The following is a 16,637-nucleotide window of genomic DNA, read 5'->3' as shown; positions in this document are numbered from 1 at the left end:
ATCATGCGACTTTCTAAACATCATACACATCGTTGCCCTGACAATCGATGCCTACGAATACGGGAAAATCAACGACGGTAATCTTTCGGAGAGCTTCTGTACCTAATTCATCATAACTGATGAGCTCCGCAGTATCTATGCACTTCGCAAGAAGAGCAGCAGCTCCCCCTACGCTGGCAAAATAAACTGATCCTGTCTCCACACAGGCACGCTTCACCTCTTCGCTTCGTCTTCCTTTGCCTAACGTAGCAACAATTCCTGCTTCATAGAGTGCTGGTGCTGCAAAATCCATGCGAGAAGCAGTAGTCGGTCCAATAGCGCCAAAAGGCCTGTTTGCACTTGGTGGTGTAGGACCTGCATAAAAAATCGTTTGACCAGACAAGCCATACGGCAGCGACCCCTGCTCTTTAAGCTCTGCAAGCAGGCGAATATGCCCCGCATCACGCAAGGTGTACATCGGTCCGGTCAACAAACAAGCATCACCCGCGCGGAGAGTTTTTAAAACTTCTTTATCAAGTGGCAATTGTAAGCGATGAACAGTATCAGACATGAGCGCCTCCCAGATCCGCCTCGGCGCGTATAAGCGGCATAAGATCAACGGTCACTCGACGCATAGCCGAACAGCCCATATTGATTGCAAGAGGCAATGCAGCAATGTGACAAGGAGCAGTTTTAACACGCACGTCAAAGGCTGTTGTATTTCCACCAAGTCCAGCTGGTCCTACGCCAAGTGCGTTAATTGCTTCTTTCAGCTCAGCTTCAAATGCTGCAGTTTGCTCATCAGGTGCTTCTTCGTTGAGCGGACGCATAAGTGCTTGCTTCGCTAAACCAGCCACCTTATCAAAGGTTGCACCCACTCCAATACCAACAATAAGCGGCGGACATGCATTTGGACCTTTTGCTCGGACGCATGCAAGTACTTCGTCAACAATTGCCTGCTTGCCTGCTCCTGGCGTAAGCATCACAACGCGTGAAGCGTTATCAGATCCGCCTCCCTTGAGCATAATATGACAGCGAGCCACTCCTGGCTCATCATGGGGATGTATGTCACAAAATGCGGGCGTATTATTGGTGGTATTAGTTCGATCAAAGAGCGCATCACGTACAACCGATTTGCGCAGATGCGCCTCTTCGTATGCCTGAGCAACAGCATCGTTAACCTGGGAAAATACCTCTCCGGTTACCGCAATATCCGAACCAATTTCAAGAGAAACCCATACTGTTCCGGTGTCCTGACAAAGGGGAACACGATCCTGTGCAGCAATTTCGGCATTCTCAAGCAACTGCGACAATACCAATTTTCCTCGCGAAGAAGTCTCTGTTTGCAACGCCTGGGTAAGCGAAGTCAAAACATCATCAGGCAATACGCACGCAAGCGTTGGTATTGCCTGATAGACGACATCCCCGAGTAGTTTCGGGTCAATAAAATACACGGCGTATCACCAATTATTCGCTTTTAGCAGGCAGTGCATCAAGGCCTTTGCGTACACTGTCTGCACTTCGTTGCAAATCAGCCAACTCTTCATCGGTCAGTTCAAATTCAACGACCTCTTCAACGCCGCCCTTGCCTAAACGCACCGGGACGTTCATATAGAGATCATCAATACCATATTGACCATCCAAATGAGCGCAGACGCTCAAGATCTCATCAGAGTCAGTCAGAATAGCTTCTACCATTTTTGCAATTGAGGCACCAGGGGCATAGTAAGCGCTGCCCGTCTTGAGATGTGCCACCACTTCAGCACCACCCTTAACACAGCGAGCCACGACCTCATCAACCTCTTCAGGTGAAAGCAAATCAACAATGGATTGACCAGCTACCGTGGTCAAACGCGGCCAACACACCATGCCTTCACCATGCGCACCAACAGCCCAGGCACGAACATCAGCCGGATCACAACCGAGCTTTTCGCAAACTGCAAATGAAAGACGAGATGAATCTAAAACGCCGCCCATGCCCATCAGTCGTTTGGCTGGAAGACCTGATTCTTGATACGCCAAATAGGTCATAACATCAAGCGGGTTAGTAACGCAGATATATACCGCTTCAGGTGAATACTTAATTGCTTGGTCAATAACTGAGCGCATGATACCAGCATTAACACCCAACAAATCCTCACGCGTCATACCAGGCTTGCGAGCAATTCCAGCCGTAATAACAACAATGTCGGAGCCAGCCGTTGCTTCATAGTCGTTTGAGCCTGAAACGCTCACCGTGAATTTCTCAACACTTCGCATATGCATCATGTCAAGCGCTTTACCTTGCGGCAAGCCCTCTGCTACATCAACCATTACTACGTCAGCAAGATTCTTTGACGCAATAATATGAGCAGCAGTTGCTCCAACATTACCCGCTCCCACTATTGTTACTTTCGCCATGATGAGCTCTCCTATCTCTAACCTCTTGGCTTTTTGCTCTCTTTCAGTGCTGCGGAGTTTATTTCTTTGCAGCAGTAGACTTCTTAGTACGTGATTTCGTTGTTTTGGTGCGCTTTGTGGCCTTTGTACCCCCTTGAGCGCTCCCCTTCTCCTCATCTTTGTCTTTTCCGGGACACTCAAAATTCGGACACAATTTCCACGGTCCGCGAGAAGTATGAACAACCACCATCGGCGCACCGCAGTGTTCGCACACCTCATCAGTAGCTTCAAGTTGGCCATATTGCGGCAACGGATAACCTGTTTGGCAATCGTCATAGTTTTCACAGCGAATAAAGCGTTTTAACGTACGCGGATTCTTCTGTGCAATCAAATGCGCATCAATGCCTTTTGCCTTACACGTTGGGCATATACCCACCACAACATCAGGCTCTTTGTTTGTGGAGCAATTCGGATCTATACAAATTGTTCGCGGTTTTGAACGAAATGCAGTCACTTTCACCTGCGGCATACCACAGTTAGGACAGGGCTCCTCAACCGCTTCAATCTTGCCTTTAGGCAGCGGATAAGTCACATCACACTCTGGCCAGCCTGAACAACCAATGAACATGGATTTAGTTTTTTGACTGGCGCGCAATTGCAAGTCCTTGCCACACTTCGGACATTTGCCCACATAAGCATCGGCAGCTACCGCATCAGCAAGTGCATCTTTAACCTCTTCTGAATGCGGCAACAAATTGGCCAATTCTTGCGACAACAAATTGCGCGATGTGGTAACTACGTCATCTTTTGTTGTCTCACCCGCAGCAATATTGTCCATCTCCGATTCAAGCTCAGCAGTCATTTCGGAATTGGTGATATGCGGGGCGAATTTATCAAGTGCATCGCAAACCGCAATGCCAAGTTGCGATGGCTCAATAGGGTCATTTTGAATGTATTTCACTGTGTAGAGGCGCTCAATAATTGAGTGACGCGTTGATTTTGTTCCCAAGCCAAGCTTTTCCATTTCTTGGATAAGTTTGCCCTGGCTATAGCGTGCAGGCGGCTCAGTTTGCTTTTGCGTGCAGGTTGCCCCATTAAAGACGATAGTCTGACCTTGTTGAAGTACAGGAAGCTGCTCGTCTTTTTTAAGCCCATAGGGATAAATCTCACGAAAGCCTGGGGTGGTTAAAACATCACCTCGCGCCACAAAGGGCTCGCCATTCACACCTAGTGTTACTTTGGTGCCCTCAACAACCGCTGGATCTGAAAGCGTGGCTAAGAAACGACGCGCAATAAGATTGTAGAGCTTGTAATCTGCAGGCGCCAAGTCATCAGGAGTTGCTTTAGCTGTCGGATAGATTGGCGGATGGTCGGTGGTCTCTTTTTTACCACGCGTAGCATGCAAACTACCTTTGCTCAGCAGCTTGTCACAATAAGGCTTATAGGCGGGATTTCCCGATATTGCACGTACTGTTTCAGCCAAATCAAGCGACGCGGGATATACGGTATTGTCAACACGTGGATACGAAATGTAGCCGTCCATATAAAGACTCTCTGCAATACGCATCGTCCGCGCAGGTGAAAGCCCCTCAGCAGAAGCAGCAGCCATGAGCGACGTCGTATTAAAAGGAACCGGAGGTGCCACCTTTCTTGACTTACGCTCTACTTCATCAACCTGCGCCGTATCAACGCCCTCAATACGAGCCATTACCGCATCAGCAGCTGATTGTTCCTTAAAGCGCGCTACAGCATGCGTAGCCTCAAACGCATCGTCTCCTGTACCAAAAGCGCCTCGAATAACCCAATAGTCCTCAGGAACAAATGCCATGCGCTCTTTTTCGCGCGCAACAATCAAACCAAGTGTTGGTGTTTGCACGCGCCCAGAGCTGCGAACGTTACCATAACCTGCAAACTTAACCAGCGTAAGATAACGCGTCAAAACCGCACCCCAAATTAGGTCAATATCTTGACGTGACGCACCGGCGCTTGCCAAGTTGGTATCTAACGCCACAAGATTGTCAAACGCATGCGTAATCTCTTCTTTGGTGAATGCAGAGTAACGAGCGCGCGATACAGGAATAGCGGGATTAACTTCTTTGATACAGCTCAAGGCATCAGAGCCAATAAGTTCACCTTCACGGTCAAAGTCTGTTGCAATAATGACCGAATCTGCCTTTTTCGCAAGGTTTTTAAGGGAGCGAATGATCTCTTTTTCTTTTGGCTTTTTCTCAATGGGCGCATAAACCAAATACGGGAGCGCCTCCATTTTCCAAGCTTTAAGCTCAACGCCATTTTCTGAAAATGGCTTCTTTTTCTTAAAAGGTGGCTTTGCTAACGACGAAGGAAGTGTTGCCTTCAGCAGTTCACCTTCGTCAGTAACACCTTCCCAACCACCACGACGCTTGTAGATAAGCTCTTTAGGAAAGTCAGGTTCTAAGATGTGACCTCTTAAACCTATAGTGACCCATTCTTCACCTTGCAAGGTAAAACGATAGACCGGCGTGGAATAAACTTTGTCAGCTTTTGGCTTTGTAGCCCCTAGTAAATCGGCAATCTTTTGCGCCGCGTCATTCTTCTCAGTTACCACCAGTTTCACGTGGTTTCTCCTGTCTGTATGGCTGCGAATAAACGCAGCTTTTTGTTCACACGATTACCCCATCTTGTGTCATTTAACGTGTGTGGGGATGAAGTCGTGTTGCAAATCTGCAACAGCCGATAGCATACACGATTATTTGTTGTCCGCAAGAAGAATACGTGAAGGCATGGCAATAAAACCGCAAACTAGGCTAGTATGATGCACCCGGATACCACATGAGAAAGGATGCAACCGATGAAAAAAGTACTCGGCGTATTCTGTGGACTCATAGCGCTTATCATTGTTGCCTGCATAGGCGTTCTTATAACCGCAGATGGTGGCCTCTTCAAAGAAGGTAATCCACTTGAACAATTCGCTAGCGACACTAAAGCTTCATTGGTAAACGCTGCCATAGACGCTTCAGGTGTTAAAAACACCATCCACCAAGAGCTCACAGCGCGCACTTCCGACATTGCACAAGCTACAGGAATGACCGAGACCCAGGTAAGCAGCGCCATCAATGATTTAGCTATTGACGAATGGACGGCTACCACCCTTCCCTCTACCACCACACCTACCGCTACCTACGATGGGTCAAACTTTGGCGTAGATGGAGTTTTGACCACCTATGATGATCCAAGCTATGTAACCGTTGAGGCTTACGGCCAAACGATCACCTTTGACGTACCCGCTTCAGCACAAGCTTATCTTCCCTATTTGGGCTATCTTGCTTAAAACAACTATTATTTTAAGCGTGCGTCTTTTGCGCTTCAATTTCTTCGCGCTCAAGAACCTGCTTCATAGCGGCAATTGCACACTCAATCTGACCATCATCAGGCTCATTGGTGGTCAGATATTGCATTTGCATACCGGGCCATAAAACCACTTTTACCAAGGGGTTATTAGGATGACTTCCTGCCCACTTAACGGTGATCTCGTAAGCAATACCTGCAATAACAGGCATAAATAGGATGCGAATAGCAATAACCAATGCAAGTTTTGGCGCACCGGCTGGCACACCCCATGCATCAATTAACGCATTCACCGGAATGACGGTATATACAAAGATTGCAATAATCATCACCATAATAAGAAACGCGGTACCACAACGCACATGCAAACGCGGGAAACTCCGCGCGTTTTCAGGCGTAAGATCAAGGCCGTGCTCAAAACAGTGGATAGTCTTATGTTCCGCACCGTGATACCCAAACATGCGCTTGATATCACTCATACGACCAATAAGCCACAAGTAAAAGACGAATACCGCAACGCGCAATATGCCATCCACAACATTCCACAACACAGGATTGGTGTCATATTCGCCAACAATAACATTGGTAATAAATGCCGGGGCAACAATAAAGAGCACCACACCAAGCACCAGCCCAAGTACGAGCGAAACTGCCATCTCGCGCTTACCAAAGGAATCGCTCTGTTCTTCTACCTGTCCTGCAGTTTGTTCTTTACTTTGTGCTTTAGCCTGACCTTTAGCCTTTTCAGCCTCTTCACCCTCATCAGCTTCATCTTCATCAACAAAAGCATGGAGCGCTGCTATTTCTAAAGCCTTATATCCCAGCATCAATGACTCAACCATAGCGCGACAACCGCGAATAAGTGGCCAGTGCATCCAGCCATTTTTGTTGCGCCCAGAAGCCAAATCATGCTCTTCTACGTAGATGGATCCACTTGGCTCACGCACTGCAACCGACCAGTTATACTTTCCGCGCATCATAATGCCCTCAAGAAGAGCTTGACCGCCAACATGCGTTTTTAGCGCACCGTCTTCGCTGAAGGCGCGCGACAAATCAGATTTTTCTTTTGTCATATTAGTCCCTTGTCACCCGCGGATAAGGATTTCCGCACGTCATCTTGCCTTCTGGACACACACCACTTACGCACGGTGCGCCCGCATCAGCAAAGACATATGGAGCAGTTGGACGTGCGAGCTCAAGCATCTTATGTGCCATTTCTCGAATCTCCCACTGCGCACGATTACAGCATCGCAAATTGAAGAAATGGAGCAATTCGCGCACGTTCATAGTGACCACAATCTTGGTTTCAGAGGCATTAGGCAACAAATACCGCGCGTCCTCTGCAGGAATACCAGCGTTGAGCAGCGCATCATATGCCTCAAGGCATGCCTTTATAGCCTCGTCAAAAACCACATGAGTCTCATCATTTTCAGCAATACTTGGCGGAGTAACCACCTCAAGCCCATTTTTGAATTTTACATAGCGCTGTGATTGCTGATTAAAGCTTGCTATACGATGGCGAACGAGCTGATGGGTAAGCGCACGCGACACACCCTCAATTGCAAAGGTGTAGCTTGCATGCTCAAGGGTAGAAAAGTGCCCGCTACCCATAATGGTAGACAGTACGCTTTTCACTCGCTCTTCAGGCATGGTTTCCATAAGCTCTGAAGCTCCCACAGGCGCATAACATAAGCGAGCAGCGGTAGCTATGGCTCGCTCAGGGTCTGGGGTATGATAAAGTAATTCAACATGCATAGGAGTTGCTCCTAACTTTACTTATTATGAAAACGTACAACGTACACTGAAAAAGTATGCTGACTATAGTACCCGACTTGCAATTTACCAACCAAGGACATCGCATGGAACACACGAATTTCGTGCCAGTTTTAACCGCCGCCGACTGGAATGCCGAATATCAGAACATGCAGCTTGCTCGACGCAAAACCGACGATGCTGCTTATTGGGATAAACGCGCTCAGACGTTCACTACAAAAGACGCGCCAAGTGCCTACGTTGAGGCGTTTTTAGAACGCGCTCATATTCAACCAGGTGAAAGTATTTTTGATATGGGGTGTGGAACAGGCGCCCTTGCCCTTCCCCTTGCCCGCGCAGGTCACGAAGTACTTGCCGCAGATTTTTCTCAAGGCATGCTTAATCAGATGATTGCACAAGCGCATAATGAGCACCTCAGCTCAATCACCCCAGTATGCATGAGCTGGGAAGATAACTGGCATACGCACGGCGTAAACAAAAAAGCTTACGACGTTGCTTTAGCTTCGCGCTCTTTAGCTGTAACAGATTTGCGCCAAGCTCTGTTGAAGCTCTCATCGGTAGCGCGCAGACGTGTTTGCATAACACTTGCAACAGGCTCATCTCCGCGCACCGACGAACGCATTCTTCGCGAAATTGGATTACCAACCCTTTTTGGCAAAGATTATCAATACGCCTTTAACATACTTGCAAACGAAGGCATAAAAGCTGAGATTTCCTATATTGAAAGCACGCGTGCTTATACCTTTAATACCCCCGACGAGGCACTTGAGCATTTTAGTGCAATGGCCGTTGACGCAAGCAAGACCATAGCCAGTGAGCGCGAAATTGATCGCGCACTTATCAACCTTGCCGACTGGCTTGAAGCTGAACTTGTGCTTAACGAAACAGCCGGGCTTCCTGATGAAAAAGGGGTACAACAAGGCGCATGGCGACTTCGCAAACCACGTCAGGTAACCTGGGCTTTTATGTCGTGGGACGTGTAAAAGCGCGCTTCGCTAGAGCGCTATACGCACAAACATTTCGCGACCTACACCGCAAACAGGACAGACAAAGTCCTCCGGCAGCTCATCTACATATTCGATATGACCACACACTTGACACTGCCACGCATAGCGGCCTTTGCCGCCACCACCACTAAACTCTGATGCAGCAGCATCAGCTGCGTCCTGTTGCGTTGCATCAAAATCCTGCGCTTTTGACTGATCTTCGGTTGGCAAAAAACTTGATGCGCGTGAAGGTGTTTTGCCGCCTTTGATTTGATGATAATAGGCATAGGTCAACGGAGATTCATTTTCAAGCGCGATAGCCTGCTCAACCTCGCCCACAAAGATGATATGGGTGCCTACATCAAGTGTCTGCACGACACGAACACTAAACCAAGCAACACAACACTCAGTGACATAAGGAATACCTGCTTCATCTTTGCCACCCGCAATGCCTTGAAACTTATCAACCTCATTGCTGCTCTGAAATCCGAAACGACCAATCAACTCCATGGAAGCTTTTTCCGAAAGCACAGATGCAGTAAAACGCCCTGATTGCTGGATAGTGGTAGTTGTGCAATTTTGCTTATTGAGCGTCACGCTTACTTGAAGGGGCTCAGAGGTTACCTGCTGAAAGGTATTAGCAATACATCCAGCGCACGCATCATCCGAGCGACCACCAATAATAAATAGCCCATAACTCAACATACGAAATGCCGCATTATCAATCATGGCAACATCCTTCCCAAAACAAAAGCGCCCAACTCACGTGAGCTGGGCGCTTATCACAACCACTGATTGGACTGAGTTATTCAGCAGCCTCCTCGGTTGCCTCAACCACTTCAGCCTCAGGAGCTTGATCAACCAGAGCGTCTACAGCAGCAGCTTCTTCAGCGCTTACCTCAGCAACACTCTCTTGGTCTTCTGCGGCTACCTCTGCAGTAGCGGCAGCTTCCTCAGCCTTTTTGGCGAATTCCTCAGCACGCTTTGCTTTCTCAGCAGCCTTAGCCTCACGCTCTGCCTTACGAGCAGCCTCACGCTCAGCAGCCTCAGCAGCACGTTTAGCCTTACGAGCAGCCTCACGCTCTGCAACAGTTTCCTTCGCTGCACCAAACTTATCAGCAAAGCGCTGTACACGTCCACCAGTATCAACGAAACGTTGCTGACCGGTATAGAACGGATGGCAGACATTGCAGATGTCAATCTTCAGTTCTGGTTTGGTTGAGCGGGTCTGGAACGTGTTGCCGCAGCTGCAGCGAACCGTGCAGTCCATGTACTCGGGATGAATTTCAGGTTTCATAAATGGTTCTCCTATTCATGCCTTGGTTTCCGACCAAGGCGGAAGACAAGCCTGCCTATAATAACAAAGCGGTCTAATCCATACAAGAGAAATTGCAACAAACAGCCTAATCCTCAACAAAGTCTGCACGAAGCTCAAGATTGTACTGTCGCGCAATAGCGCGCACATCTTCGCCTGTCATAGTATAAGGCGCTGCATCCTCATATCCCAATGCACGAGACAGAGAAGAACTTGCGCAAATAATGTCCGCCGCCTTCACGATAACCGATTCCAAACCAAATGCTTCGTCAAAACCTGCACCAGTTGAAAGAAGACCGTGATTGACCCATACAACCGCCGCAAAATCCTCCATTGCCTCTTTTGTTGCCCGTGCAAGCTCCTCCGAGCCAGGTACGTATGTTGCAAGAGCACCCACACCTTCCGGGAAGAAAAGCACACACTCTGTCATTGCCTTCCAAAGCATATTTGACAAGCGACAAGCATCAGGACCAACTATCTTCGATAGTGCAATTACCGAAGTTGGATGCGCATGATACACCACACGGCTTACTCCATCGGTTACGCGCTTGCGAACGCTTTGACACTCAAGATGGCTCAGAAGCTCTGAGGTTGGCTTTCCTCCATCCTTAAAGCCCCAAACAATGCGCCACGCACAACCCCTACTATCCATCTCAATAATGCCAACAAAGCGTTTAGGGTCAAGGGCGACAGATTTCATGGAACACCCCGACGCGGTAAGAGCAAAATACTCTCCCGCAAGATTCTCAAACGCCCGATCAAGCATCACCCACGAGCTTGGAGTAGTGTAAAAATATGAGCGCGTATTGGCCACTTCTTCTAAAGTAAGCCTATATGACAAGTTGCCGCCATTACCTTCGTGCCAACCAGCTTGTGCGCCATCAGCACACATACGCACAAATGCTTTCATATAACCAAATTGCTCAACGGCTACATTTGAAACCGCGCCTTTTGCGGCGGTCACTCCCTTATCCAAGAGATCTTGAGCATCATCCAGAAACCCCACTATTACTCCTCTTCTCGAATTTGCACTACATACATAACATTTGTAGCAGCCACAACTCCGACATTTGCGGGAACATTAGGCTCCACATCAGGCGAGGTTGTTCTATCGCCTACCGTGAAGACAGCAATATCTCCAACTGACACCATACCATGCGCAAATACCGCACGTTTAGCTTCACGGATAACTTGCGCCATATCTCCTTGCACGTCACCAAGCATTGGATACGTACCCCAATTGAGTTGCTGTTGGCGCATAACGCGCTCATAAGGTGTCACCACATAAATTGGCACGCGCGGACGAAGGTTTGACACCAAACGCGAAGTACGTCCTGACATAGTTGGCGCCACAATACAACTTGCATTAATGTTTTCCGCTGTTTGAACCGCCGCAATGCCTACCGCCAAAGCTACACGAGCTTTATTGCGCGTGCGATCAGGCATACGCTCATCAAACAGATAAGGCTCTGAGGCCTCCAAGATATTAGCCATCATGGCTACAGATTCAACCGGATATGCCCCATTTGCGGTCTCGCCTGAAAGCATCACGGCATCCGTGCCATCATAGACCGCATTCGCAACGTCTGCTACCTCTGCGCGCGTTGGTCGCGGCGAGCGTATCATTGAGTCAAGCATCTGAGTGGCGGTAATGACCGGTTTTGACATACGATTTGCCGCGCGAATGAAACGTTTTTGCAAATGAGGAACTTGCCAAGCGGGTACTTCCACACCCAAATCTCCACGCGCCACCATAATGCCATCAGCAGCGTCCAAAATCTCCTCGAAGTTCGCCACAGCCTCAGCGCATTCAATCTTTGCAATGATGCCAATTGACGTTCCCGATTGAATACCCGCACCACCGTGCCCATATAAAAAGGCGCGTACTTCTTCAACATCTGCAGCACTACGAATAAAAGATGCTGCCACAAAGTCAATATTTTGCTCAATGCCAAACAAAAGATCTTGCCTATCCTGCTCAGTCAAAGCAGGTAGTGGCAACGATACGCCAGGAACGTTAAGCGATTTTCGTTGACCAAGCACGCCATCATTTATCACCGTGCAAAGAATATCCTGACCGTCAATCTCGCGGACAGTAAGCGCAATTAAGCCATCATCAAGCAAAATGTTATCTCCTGCAGCTACATAACGTGCAAGATCAGGAAAGCTTTGGCTCACTTGATATTCATTTCCCACACAACTTGTTGCTTTGAGTCTCAACTGACTCCCACTAGTCAGCGCAACAGGCTTTCCATCGAGCAAAAGCCCCGTGCGAATCTCTGGACCGCGGGTATCAAGCAGCATCGCACACGGAGAATCAAGCTCAGCCCTTACTCTTCGCAAACGCTCAAGTCGAGCAGCGTGTTCTTCATGGGAACCGTGAGAGCAATTAAAACGCGCAACATCCATACCAGCTTGTAGCATTCCGCGAACAATTGCGTCGTCATCGGTTGCTGGACCTAAGGTGCAAACAATTTTCGTTCGTTTTGTCATACGTATGCTCCTTTAGCGTGAGCGATAAAGATAATGCAGACCACAAGACGAAGTAAGCTTCAGTGTGTTCTCCATGCGGCCCAAATGCACCTGAGTTACTCGGGCGCACTTACAAAAAACCTCCGACACTTGTACTGGACTTGCAAATCATCCAAAAAGTGCCGGAGGCTCATATATAAGACCGAAGAGCTTATTAGAGCTCTGCTACCCACAAACCGTGGATGTTGCAATCCTCATAAACACAGATTGGCGTATCGCCTTCTGCAATAACGAAATCAGCAACGGGCTTGTCGTCTGAGTTTAACTCAACAATCTGATAGCCGTTCTTTGTCTCAAGACAAATAAAGGTAATGTAGTGCTCAGGAACCATAGGATGTTCAACTTCACCAACCTGAACATGAACCTTGTTGCCATCAATGCTGACAGCTGGAACATGTTTTTCAACAGCAGCATCAGTGCGGTTCGGAACGATCTCTTCCATAACCTCACCACAGCACACCAGATCAACACCAGAATCAAACGGTTTTACTGCGATATTGCCGCAGTGTGCACATTTATAAAACTTAAGAGCCATATGTATGAGCCTCCTTAATGGACATTATTGTTCACTCAACCTATTGTAGTGAACAGATTCGATCTTACCTACACTACTGAAACGTTGGCGCTAAATCGTAACCAACACCATCACATTTTTTCTGAGGATGAAATCTCCTCGGTTGAAACCTCAGGCAAACCTTGTTGAGGCAAACGCTTTATAAGCGCGAACGCCAACACTGCTAACCCCACTAAAATAAGCGGGATGCTTAGTACTTGCCCCATGGTAAGCCAACCGCCCCACAAGTATCCCAGCTGGGCATCTGGTTCTCGCACAAATTCAATGAGAAATCTAAACGAGCCATACATCACCAAAAAGAGCCCCAAAAACGTGCCCCGCGGTCGTGGCGGATACTTTCGTGAAAGCGCAAACAACACAATAAAGATAATGACGCCCTCAAGCAGTGCTTCATAGAGCTGCGAAGGATGACGTGGCATAGTTCCAGCAGCTCCGCCAAAAACAACGCCCCACGCAGCATCAGTAGGAGCACCCCACAGTTCGCCATTAATGAAATTTGCGCAGCGACCAAAAAACAATCCGATTGGTGCGCCAATGCAGCCTAAGTCAGCCAAGGTAAGATACGGAATGTTAGTTAGTTTTGCAGCCATGATTCCCGAAAGAAGTGCGCCAATCAACCCTCCGTGAAAGCTCATTCCTCCTTTGTTGAAAGCAAGAATATCGGCAGGATGCGCAAGATAATAACCGTCTCCATAAAAGAGAACGTATCCGAGGCGACCACCTACAATCACCCCCACGATAACGCAAAACATAATAGTCAGCAGCGCGTCGGCATCAATGCGAACACGCCATCGTTTTGCCACACACCATAAAACTAATCCTGCGCAAATAAACCCAGCCAAATATGCTAAGCCGTACCAGCGAACAGCAAAAGGCCCGACAGCAAAAGCCACCGGGTCTAAAGAATGATACAAATCGTTTAACATCAATACCTCATCTTAAAGCACGCTATTCACAACCCATCCCAGCACCAACTTCACGAGCAGCCAAATGAACTTCTTCTTGCAGCTGTGCAGGTATTGCTTTTATCGCTGAAGATATTGTATTGCACTGCGGGCACTCTACCGAGAAAAGTGCAAGGTCGCACGAAATCACCAGCATCGCTTGATAATGGCACACATCTAATACAGCACCACACCGCGGACAAACCATGGGCGAATTCATCATCTCACACTCCTTACCCCGCATGTTCAATGATTACTTTTCATAATTGTAGCAGAACGTATTTGTCATCTTATTGCGTCCGCTTGCCGTGGTGGAGTTGTTACACTTGCTCCTCACCTGCACCAATAGCTTGCCAAACCCCTTACTTACACCATGTACGCGCACTCAGGAGGCAAACTCTGACACTCAGACCGAGACGCTAAAGAAGAAAGCGGTTGGGATTGCCCTGACGGTGGCGCTCGTCTTCATTGCGCTCAGACATATCTGGACCATGAACTAAAAAATGTTCGCATATACGACAGACTTCTTTGACGGCTGCATCGTAATCGCGCTCAGGATTAAGCATCAGCGCAAAGTCTGTGCAAACCACATGGGTAGGACGATCGCATGCTGCAAAATGACAATCTGCTGGGCACGGTTCACCCGGAGTATTGTGCGGGCAACGCGAAAGCATCTCTTCATCACAGCCTCGTTTTGTCCAGCAGCTCATAGCTCATCCTCCACTCTTTATTCCGCATGCAGGTAATATGACTTACAGGGTTTTCTTATCTTTCCCACAAGCTTTCTTAGACTTCATTATAGTCAAAACCGCACTTGCCCTTATCTAGCACTTCCCGAGCGCGGTAAAAAAGCGGGCTCGCATGCGAACCCGCTTTAAACTCTTTGCCTCTCTTTTATGTTACGAGAAGCTCATATCCTACATGTCAGCAGGAACAACACGCGTTACACCAGGCACGCGCTCCTTAAGAATGCGCTCAACGCCATTTGCTAACGTCATCTGAGACATAGGGCAACCTTTGCAAGCACCCTGAAGTTCAACCGTCACAACGCCATCTTCGTCAACGCTGATAAACTTCACGTCGCCGCCGTCAGCTTGCAAACTCGGGCGAATCAATTCCAAAACTGCAATTACATCATTTTGATCTACCATGCAAATTCTCCTTTTATGCTTACAGCAGTCATATACCCTACAACAATGCTGTTTCCATTAGTTGCAAGCGATTGTATCACACCCCACTACCTTACCTGATCAAAGGCAGCCTTTGTGTGCGTTGTGTTAAGAGAACTCCTCCATAACCCACATAATTTCACAAGCTAAAGCCACCTTATGTCCGGCTAAGCAGCTGGTTTCCAATCGCTGCCCAAAATCAATAAGACATCAGAATCAAATTGATAAAAAGACACATCCTGTACTAAGCGCCCCAAGCCAAGCGCCTCGCTAACACTTTGTGCTGCTGCAGCAAACTCATCATCTTTATAAATGACAAGCGTTTCGGTGTACACTGCCGTATCGGTGTTGCCTACATCAACAACATCAAAACCGCGATCTATAAGCGACTCCGATATCTGAGCAGCAGCGCCTGTAATACCCGCTCCATTACGAACTGTCAGCGTAAAGCTGTCAGGTGCAGCCGCAGTAGGCAGATCCTCAACAAGAGGATTTTCGCCTGCAGTAACGAGCTCCATCATGGATGCCCAAGCATCTGAAGATGCCCGATAATATACCACGCCGTCTTGCTCCAATTCGTATCCTGGCACCATGGCGCTATATATCTCAGATTGCGACATACCGCGCAATGCATCAGCCATAGATAACACCGCTGGAAGCGATACATCGCAGCCAAACGCTCCATCCGAAGCATCTATAAACTGGCATAACGAAAGGGCATCTTTGTCAATGAGCGCAAGCGAAAAAGCACTGAGTACCGCTTGCTGATTTTGCGCCATACGTTCAGGAGCATCCTGGAAATTGTTTGCGCGCAAAAGTGTTAAAACAGCATCGCCGCCCAATGTCTGCTGACCTGCGGGAATAAAATCTGCTCCCGCGCGAGGATCGTCAACCTCTTCGTTGACCTGCACTGTTAAATCCCCCAAGTCAGAAACCATGCGACTTATTCCCGCAGCATCAGTTTTGACATAATGAGAAATTGACACACCCGCAAATGATGATACCGCCGAAATGAGCGCAGCGTCTCCCGACTGCTCATAGGCGTCAATGATCCTATGCTGATTTCCGTCGGTGAGCGTTACACGGAGGTTTGAAGGAATAGAGACAATGGTTGCGCGCTTATTTTGCTCATCAGTGCGAACCAGTGCAAGGACATAGCTTTTCTCTGCGTTAGCCACACGAGCATCTGTTACATCCGCACATACTAAAGTGTAATAAGGCTCATTTTCTCCAGGAGATACCAATGCGCTCTTAGCATCAGAATCCTTCAATGAAAGTTGCGATTCAAGTGATGTGTAATAGGTAAAACCACCCACGCCACCAGCAATAGCAAGCAACGCCACAAGAGCAATAACGATAAATCCAATATGGCGAACTCGCGCGCGTCGACGTGTTTCTCGTGCGAACTCCCGCTGCGAAACGCGCACACGACCCGCCCCTGCCTGAGCATGTGAAGCAACATTTTGCACAACGCCACGAGCTGCACGCTGGTTTTTTCTCGTGTTTGAAAAACCAACCTGATCAGCATTTACATGCCTTGATGAACGCTGTTTTGTTGAGGGGACATGCGTGCCAAGCGTCGCAGATTGCAAACGCCGTGAGGTAGCCTTTGAATGTGAGGCCGAAAAGCCCTTTCGCCGCTTAACCATAACGACCCAA

At 48.2% G+C, this 16,637-nt stretch carries 18 protein-coding genes; 2 read left to right on the top strand and 16 right to left on the bottom strand.

Features of this window, described 5'->3' with window-relative positions:
- Positions 1-13: 13 nt before the first annotated feature.
- The 4 genes from NFR28_RS05075 to NFR28_RS05060 are packed head-to-tail and all read right to left on the bottom strand — an operon-like array spanning position 14 to position 4,954.
- Positions 14-550, bottom strand: a complete 537-nt coding sequence (locus NFR28_RS05075) for a fumarate hydratase C-terminal domain-containing protein (protein ID WP_251178743.1) — start codon at positions 548-550, stop codon at positions 14-16.
- Positions 543-1,433 carry a fumarate hydratase gene (locus NFR28_RS05070; protein WP_251178742.1) on the bottom strand — a complete coding sequence of 297 codons (891 nt, stop codon included), beginning with the start codon at positions 1,431-1,433 and terminating at the stop codon, positions 543-545. Before NFR28_RS05070 ends, NFR28_RS05075 begins: the two co-directional genes overlap by 8 nt.
- 13 nt (positions 1,434-1,446) lie before the next feature.
- On the bottom strand, positions 1,447-2,379 hold the full coding sequence (gene mdh / locus NFR28_RS05065) for a malate dehydrogenase (RefSeq protein WP_251178741.1): 933 nt from the start codon (positions 2,377-2,379) through the stop codon (positions 1,447-1,449).
- Between the two features lie 58 nt (positions 2,380-2,437).
- Positions 2,438-4,954 carry a DNA topoisomerase I gene (locus NFR28_RS05060; protein WP_251178740.1) on the bottom strand — a complete coding sequence of 839 codons (2,517 nt, stop codon included), beginning with the start codon at positions 4,952-4,954 and terminating at the stop codon, positions 2,438-2,440.
- A gap of 234 nt (positions 4,955-5,188) precedes the next feature.
- On the opposite strand from NFR28_RS05060, the gene NFR28_RS05055 reads away from it, so the two are divergent.
- A complete protein-coding gene (locus NFR28_RS05055; RefSeq protein ID WP_251178739.1) occupies positions 5,189-5,668 on the top strand; it encodes a hypothetical protein in 480 nt (159 codons plus the stop codon).
- Positions 5,669-5,681: 13 nt separating this feature from the next.
- Here NFR28_RS05055 and NFR28_RS05050 read toward each other — a convergent pair whose 3' ends face one another.
- The gene (locus NFR28_RS05050) at positions 5,682-6,758 is read right to left on the bottom strand and encodes a DUF1385 domain-containing protein (RefSeq protein ID WP_251178738.1); all 1,077 of its coding nucleotides are present in this window, start codon (positions 6,756-6,758) and stop codon (positions 5,682-5,684) included.
- A 1-nt stretch (position 6,759) separates the two neighbouring features.
- Complete coding sequence (gene thyX / locus NFR28_RS05045) at positions 6,760-7,440, bottom strand: FAD-dependent thymidylate synthase (RefSeq protein WP_251178737.1); 681 nt, start codon at positions 7,438-7,440, stop codon at positions 6,760-6,762.
- A gap of 104 nt (positions 7,441-7,544) precedes the next feature.
- Between thyX and NFR28_RS05040 the strand changes: the two genes are divergently transcribed.
- The gene (locus NFR28_RS05040) at positions 7,545-8,441 is read left to right on the top strand and encodes a class I SAM-dependent methyltransferase (protein ID WP_251178736.1); all 897 of its coding nucleotides are present in this window, start codon (positions 7,545-7,547) and stop codon (positions 8,439-8,441) included.
- 12 nt (positions 8,442-8,453) lie between these two features.
- Here the strand turns inward: NFR28_RS05040 and NFR28_RS05035 are convergent, their stop codons facing one another.
- From NFR28_RS05035 to NFR28_RS04990, 10 genes are all read right to left on the bottom strand, one after another.
- Positions 8,454-9,173: a flavin reductase gene (locus NFR28_RS05035; RefSeq protein WP_251178735.1), complete on the bottom strand. Its 720-nt coding sequence runs from the start codon at positions 9,171-9,173 to the stop codon at positions 8,454-8,456.
- A 76-nt stretch (positions 9,174-9,249) separates the two neighbouring features.
- Entirely contained in the window at positions 9,250-9,741 is a 492-nt protein-coding gene (gene rpmE / locus NFR28_RS05030; protein WP_251178734.1) for a 50S ribosomal protein L31, read from the bottom strand.
- A 106-nt stretch (positions 9,742-9,847) separates the two neighbouring features.
- A complete protein-coding gene (gene rhaD, locus NFR28_RS05025; protein WP_251178733.1) occupies positions 9,848-10,765 on the bottom strand; it encodes a rhamnulose-1-phosphate aldolase in 918 nt (305 codons plus the stop codon).
- A gap of 2 nt (positions 10,766-10,767) precedes the next feature.
- Positions 10,768-12,252, bottom strand: coding sequence for a pyruvate kinase (pyk, locus tag NFR28_RS05020; RefSeq protein ID WP_251178732.1), 1,485 nt, complete (start codon positions 12,250-12,252; stop codon positions 10,768-10,770).
- 193 nt (positions 12,253-12,445) lie between these two features.
- Positions 12,446-12,826: a desulfoferrodoxin family protein gene (locus NFR28_RS05015; protein WP_251178731.1), complete on the bottom strand. Its 381-nt coding sequence runs from the start codon at positions 12,824-12,826 to the stop codon at positions 12,446-12,448.
- Between the two features lie 110 nt (positions 12,827-12,936).
- Entirely contained in the window at positions 12,937-13,791 is an 855-nt protein-coding gene (lgt, locus tag NFR28_RS05010) for a prolipoprotein diacylglyceryl transferase (protein WP_251178730.1), read from the bottom strand.
- A gap of 22 nt (positions 13,792-13,813) precedes the next feature.
- The gene (locus NFR28_RS05005) at positions 13,814-14,032 is read right to left on the bottom strand and encodes a UDP-N-acetylmuramoylalanyl-D-glutamate--2,6-diaminopimelate ligase (protein WP_251178729.1); all 219 of its coding nucleotides are present in this window, start codon (positions 14,030-14,032) and stop codon (positions 13,814-13,816) included.
- A gap of 196 nt (positions 14,033-14,228) precedes the next feature.
- Positions 14,229-14,519 carry a hypothetical protein gene (locus NFR28_RS05000; protein ID WP_251178728.1) on the bottom strand — a complete coding sequence of 97 codons (291 nt, stop codon included), beginning with the start codon at positions 14,517-14,519 and terminating at the stop codon, positions 14,229-14,231.
- Positions 14,520-14,726: 207 nt separating this feature from the next.
- Entirely contained in the window at positions 14,727-14,960 is a 234-nt protein-coding gene (locus tag NFR28_RS04995) for a NifU family protein (RefSeq protein WP_251178727.1), read from the bottom strand.
- Between the two features lie 185 nt (positions 14,961-15,145).
- The gene (locus tag NFR28_RS04990; RefSeq protein ID WP_251178726.1) at positions 15,146-16,627 is read right to left on the bottom strand and encodes an LCP family protein; all 1,482 of its coding nucleotides are present in this window, start codon (positions 16,625-16,627) and stop codon (positions 15,146-15,148) included.
- Positions 16,628-16,637 lie beyond the last annotated feature (10 nt).

Origin of the sequence: Adlercreutzia agrestimuris, assembly GCF_943193125.1 — a bacterium.
Classification (GTDB): Bacteria; Actinomycetota; Coriobacteriia; order Coriobacteriales; family Eggerthellaceae; genus Xiamenia; species Xiamenia agrestimuris.
This window is presented reverse-complemented; position numbering and strand designations above follow the sequence as displayed.

Excerpts from the sequence above, each read along its gene's own strand:
- NFR28_RS05075 (WP_251178743.1), bottom strand. The coding sequence starts at position 550 with ATGTCTGATACTGTTCATCGCTTACAATTGCCACTTGATAAAGAAGTT.
- mdh (WP_251178741.1), bottom strand. The coding sequence starts at position 2,379 with ATGGCGAAAGTAACAATAGTGGGAGCGGGTAATGTTGGAGCAACTGCT.
- NFR28_RS05055 (WP_251178739.1), top strand. The coding sequence starts at position 5,189 with ATGAAAAAAGTACTCGGCGTATTCTGTGGACTCATAGCGCTTATCATT.
- NFR28_RS05050 (WP_251178738.1), bottom strand. The coding sequence starts at position 6,758 with ATGACAAAAGAAAAATCTGATTTGTCGCGCGCCTTCAGCGAAGACGGT.
- thyX (WP_251178737.1), bottom strand. The coding sequence starts at position 7,440 with ATGCATGTTGAATTACTTTATCATACCCCAGACCCTGAGCGAGCCATA.
- NFR28_RS05040 (WP_251178736.1), top strand. The coding sequence starts at position 7,545 with ATGGAACACACGAATTTCGTGCCAGTTTTAACCGCCGCCGACTGGAAT.
- NFR28_RS05035 (WP_251178735.1), bottom strand. The coding sequence starts at position 9,173 with ATGATTGATAATGCGGCATTTCGTATGTTGAGTTATGGGCTATTTATT.
- rpmE (WP_251178734.1), bottom strand. The coding sequence starts at position 9,741 with ATGAAACCTGAAATTCATCCCGAGTACATGGACTGCACGGTTCGCTGC.
- pyk (WP_251178732.1), bottom strand. The coding sequence starts at position 12,252 with ATGACAAAACGAACGAAAATTGTTTGCACCTTAGGTCCAGCAACCGAT.
- NFR28_RS05015 (WP_251178731.1), bottom strand. The coding sequence starts at position 12,826 with ATGGCTCTTAAGTTTTATAAATGTGCACACTGCGGCAATATCGCAGTA.
- lgt (WP_251178730.1), bottom strand. The coding sequence starts at position 13,791 with ATGTTAAACGATTTGTATCATTCTTTAGACCCGGTGGCTTTTGCTGTC.
- NFR28_RS05005 (WP_251178729.1), bottom strand. The coding sequence starts at position 14,032 with ATGATGAATTCGCCCATGGTTTGTCCGCGGTGTGGTGCTGTATTAGAT.
- NFR28_RS05000 (WP_251178728.1), bottom strand. The coding sequence starts at position 14,519 with ATGAGCTGCTGGACAAAACGAGGCTGTGATGAAGAGATGCTTTCGCGT.
- NFR28_RS04995 (WP_251178727.1), bottom strand. The coding sequence starts at position 14,960 with ATGGTAGATCAAAATGATGTAATTGCAGTTTTGGAATTGATTCGCCCG.
- NFR28_RS04990 (WP_251178726.1), bottom strand. The coding sequence starts at position 16,627 with ATGGTTAAGCGGCGAAAGGGCTTTTCGGCCTCACATTCAAAGGCTACC.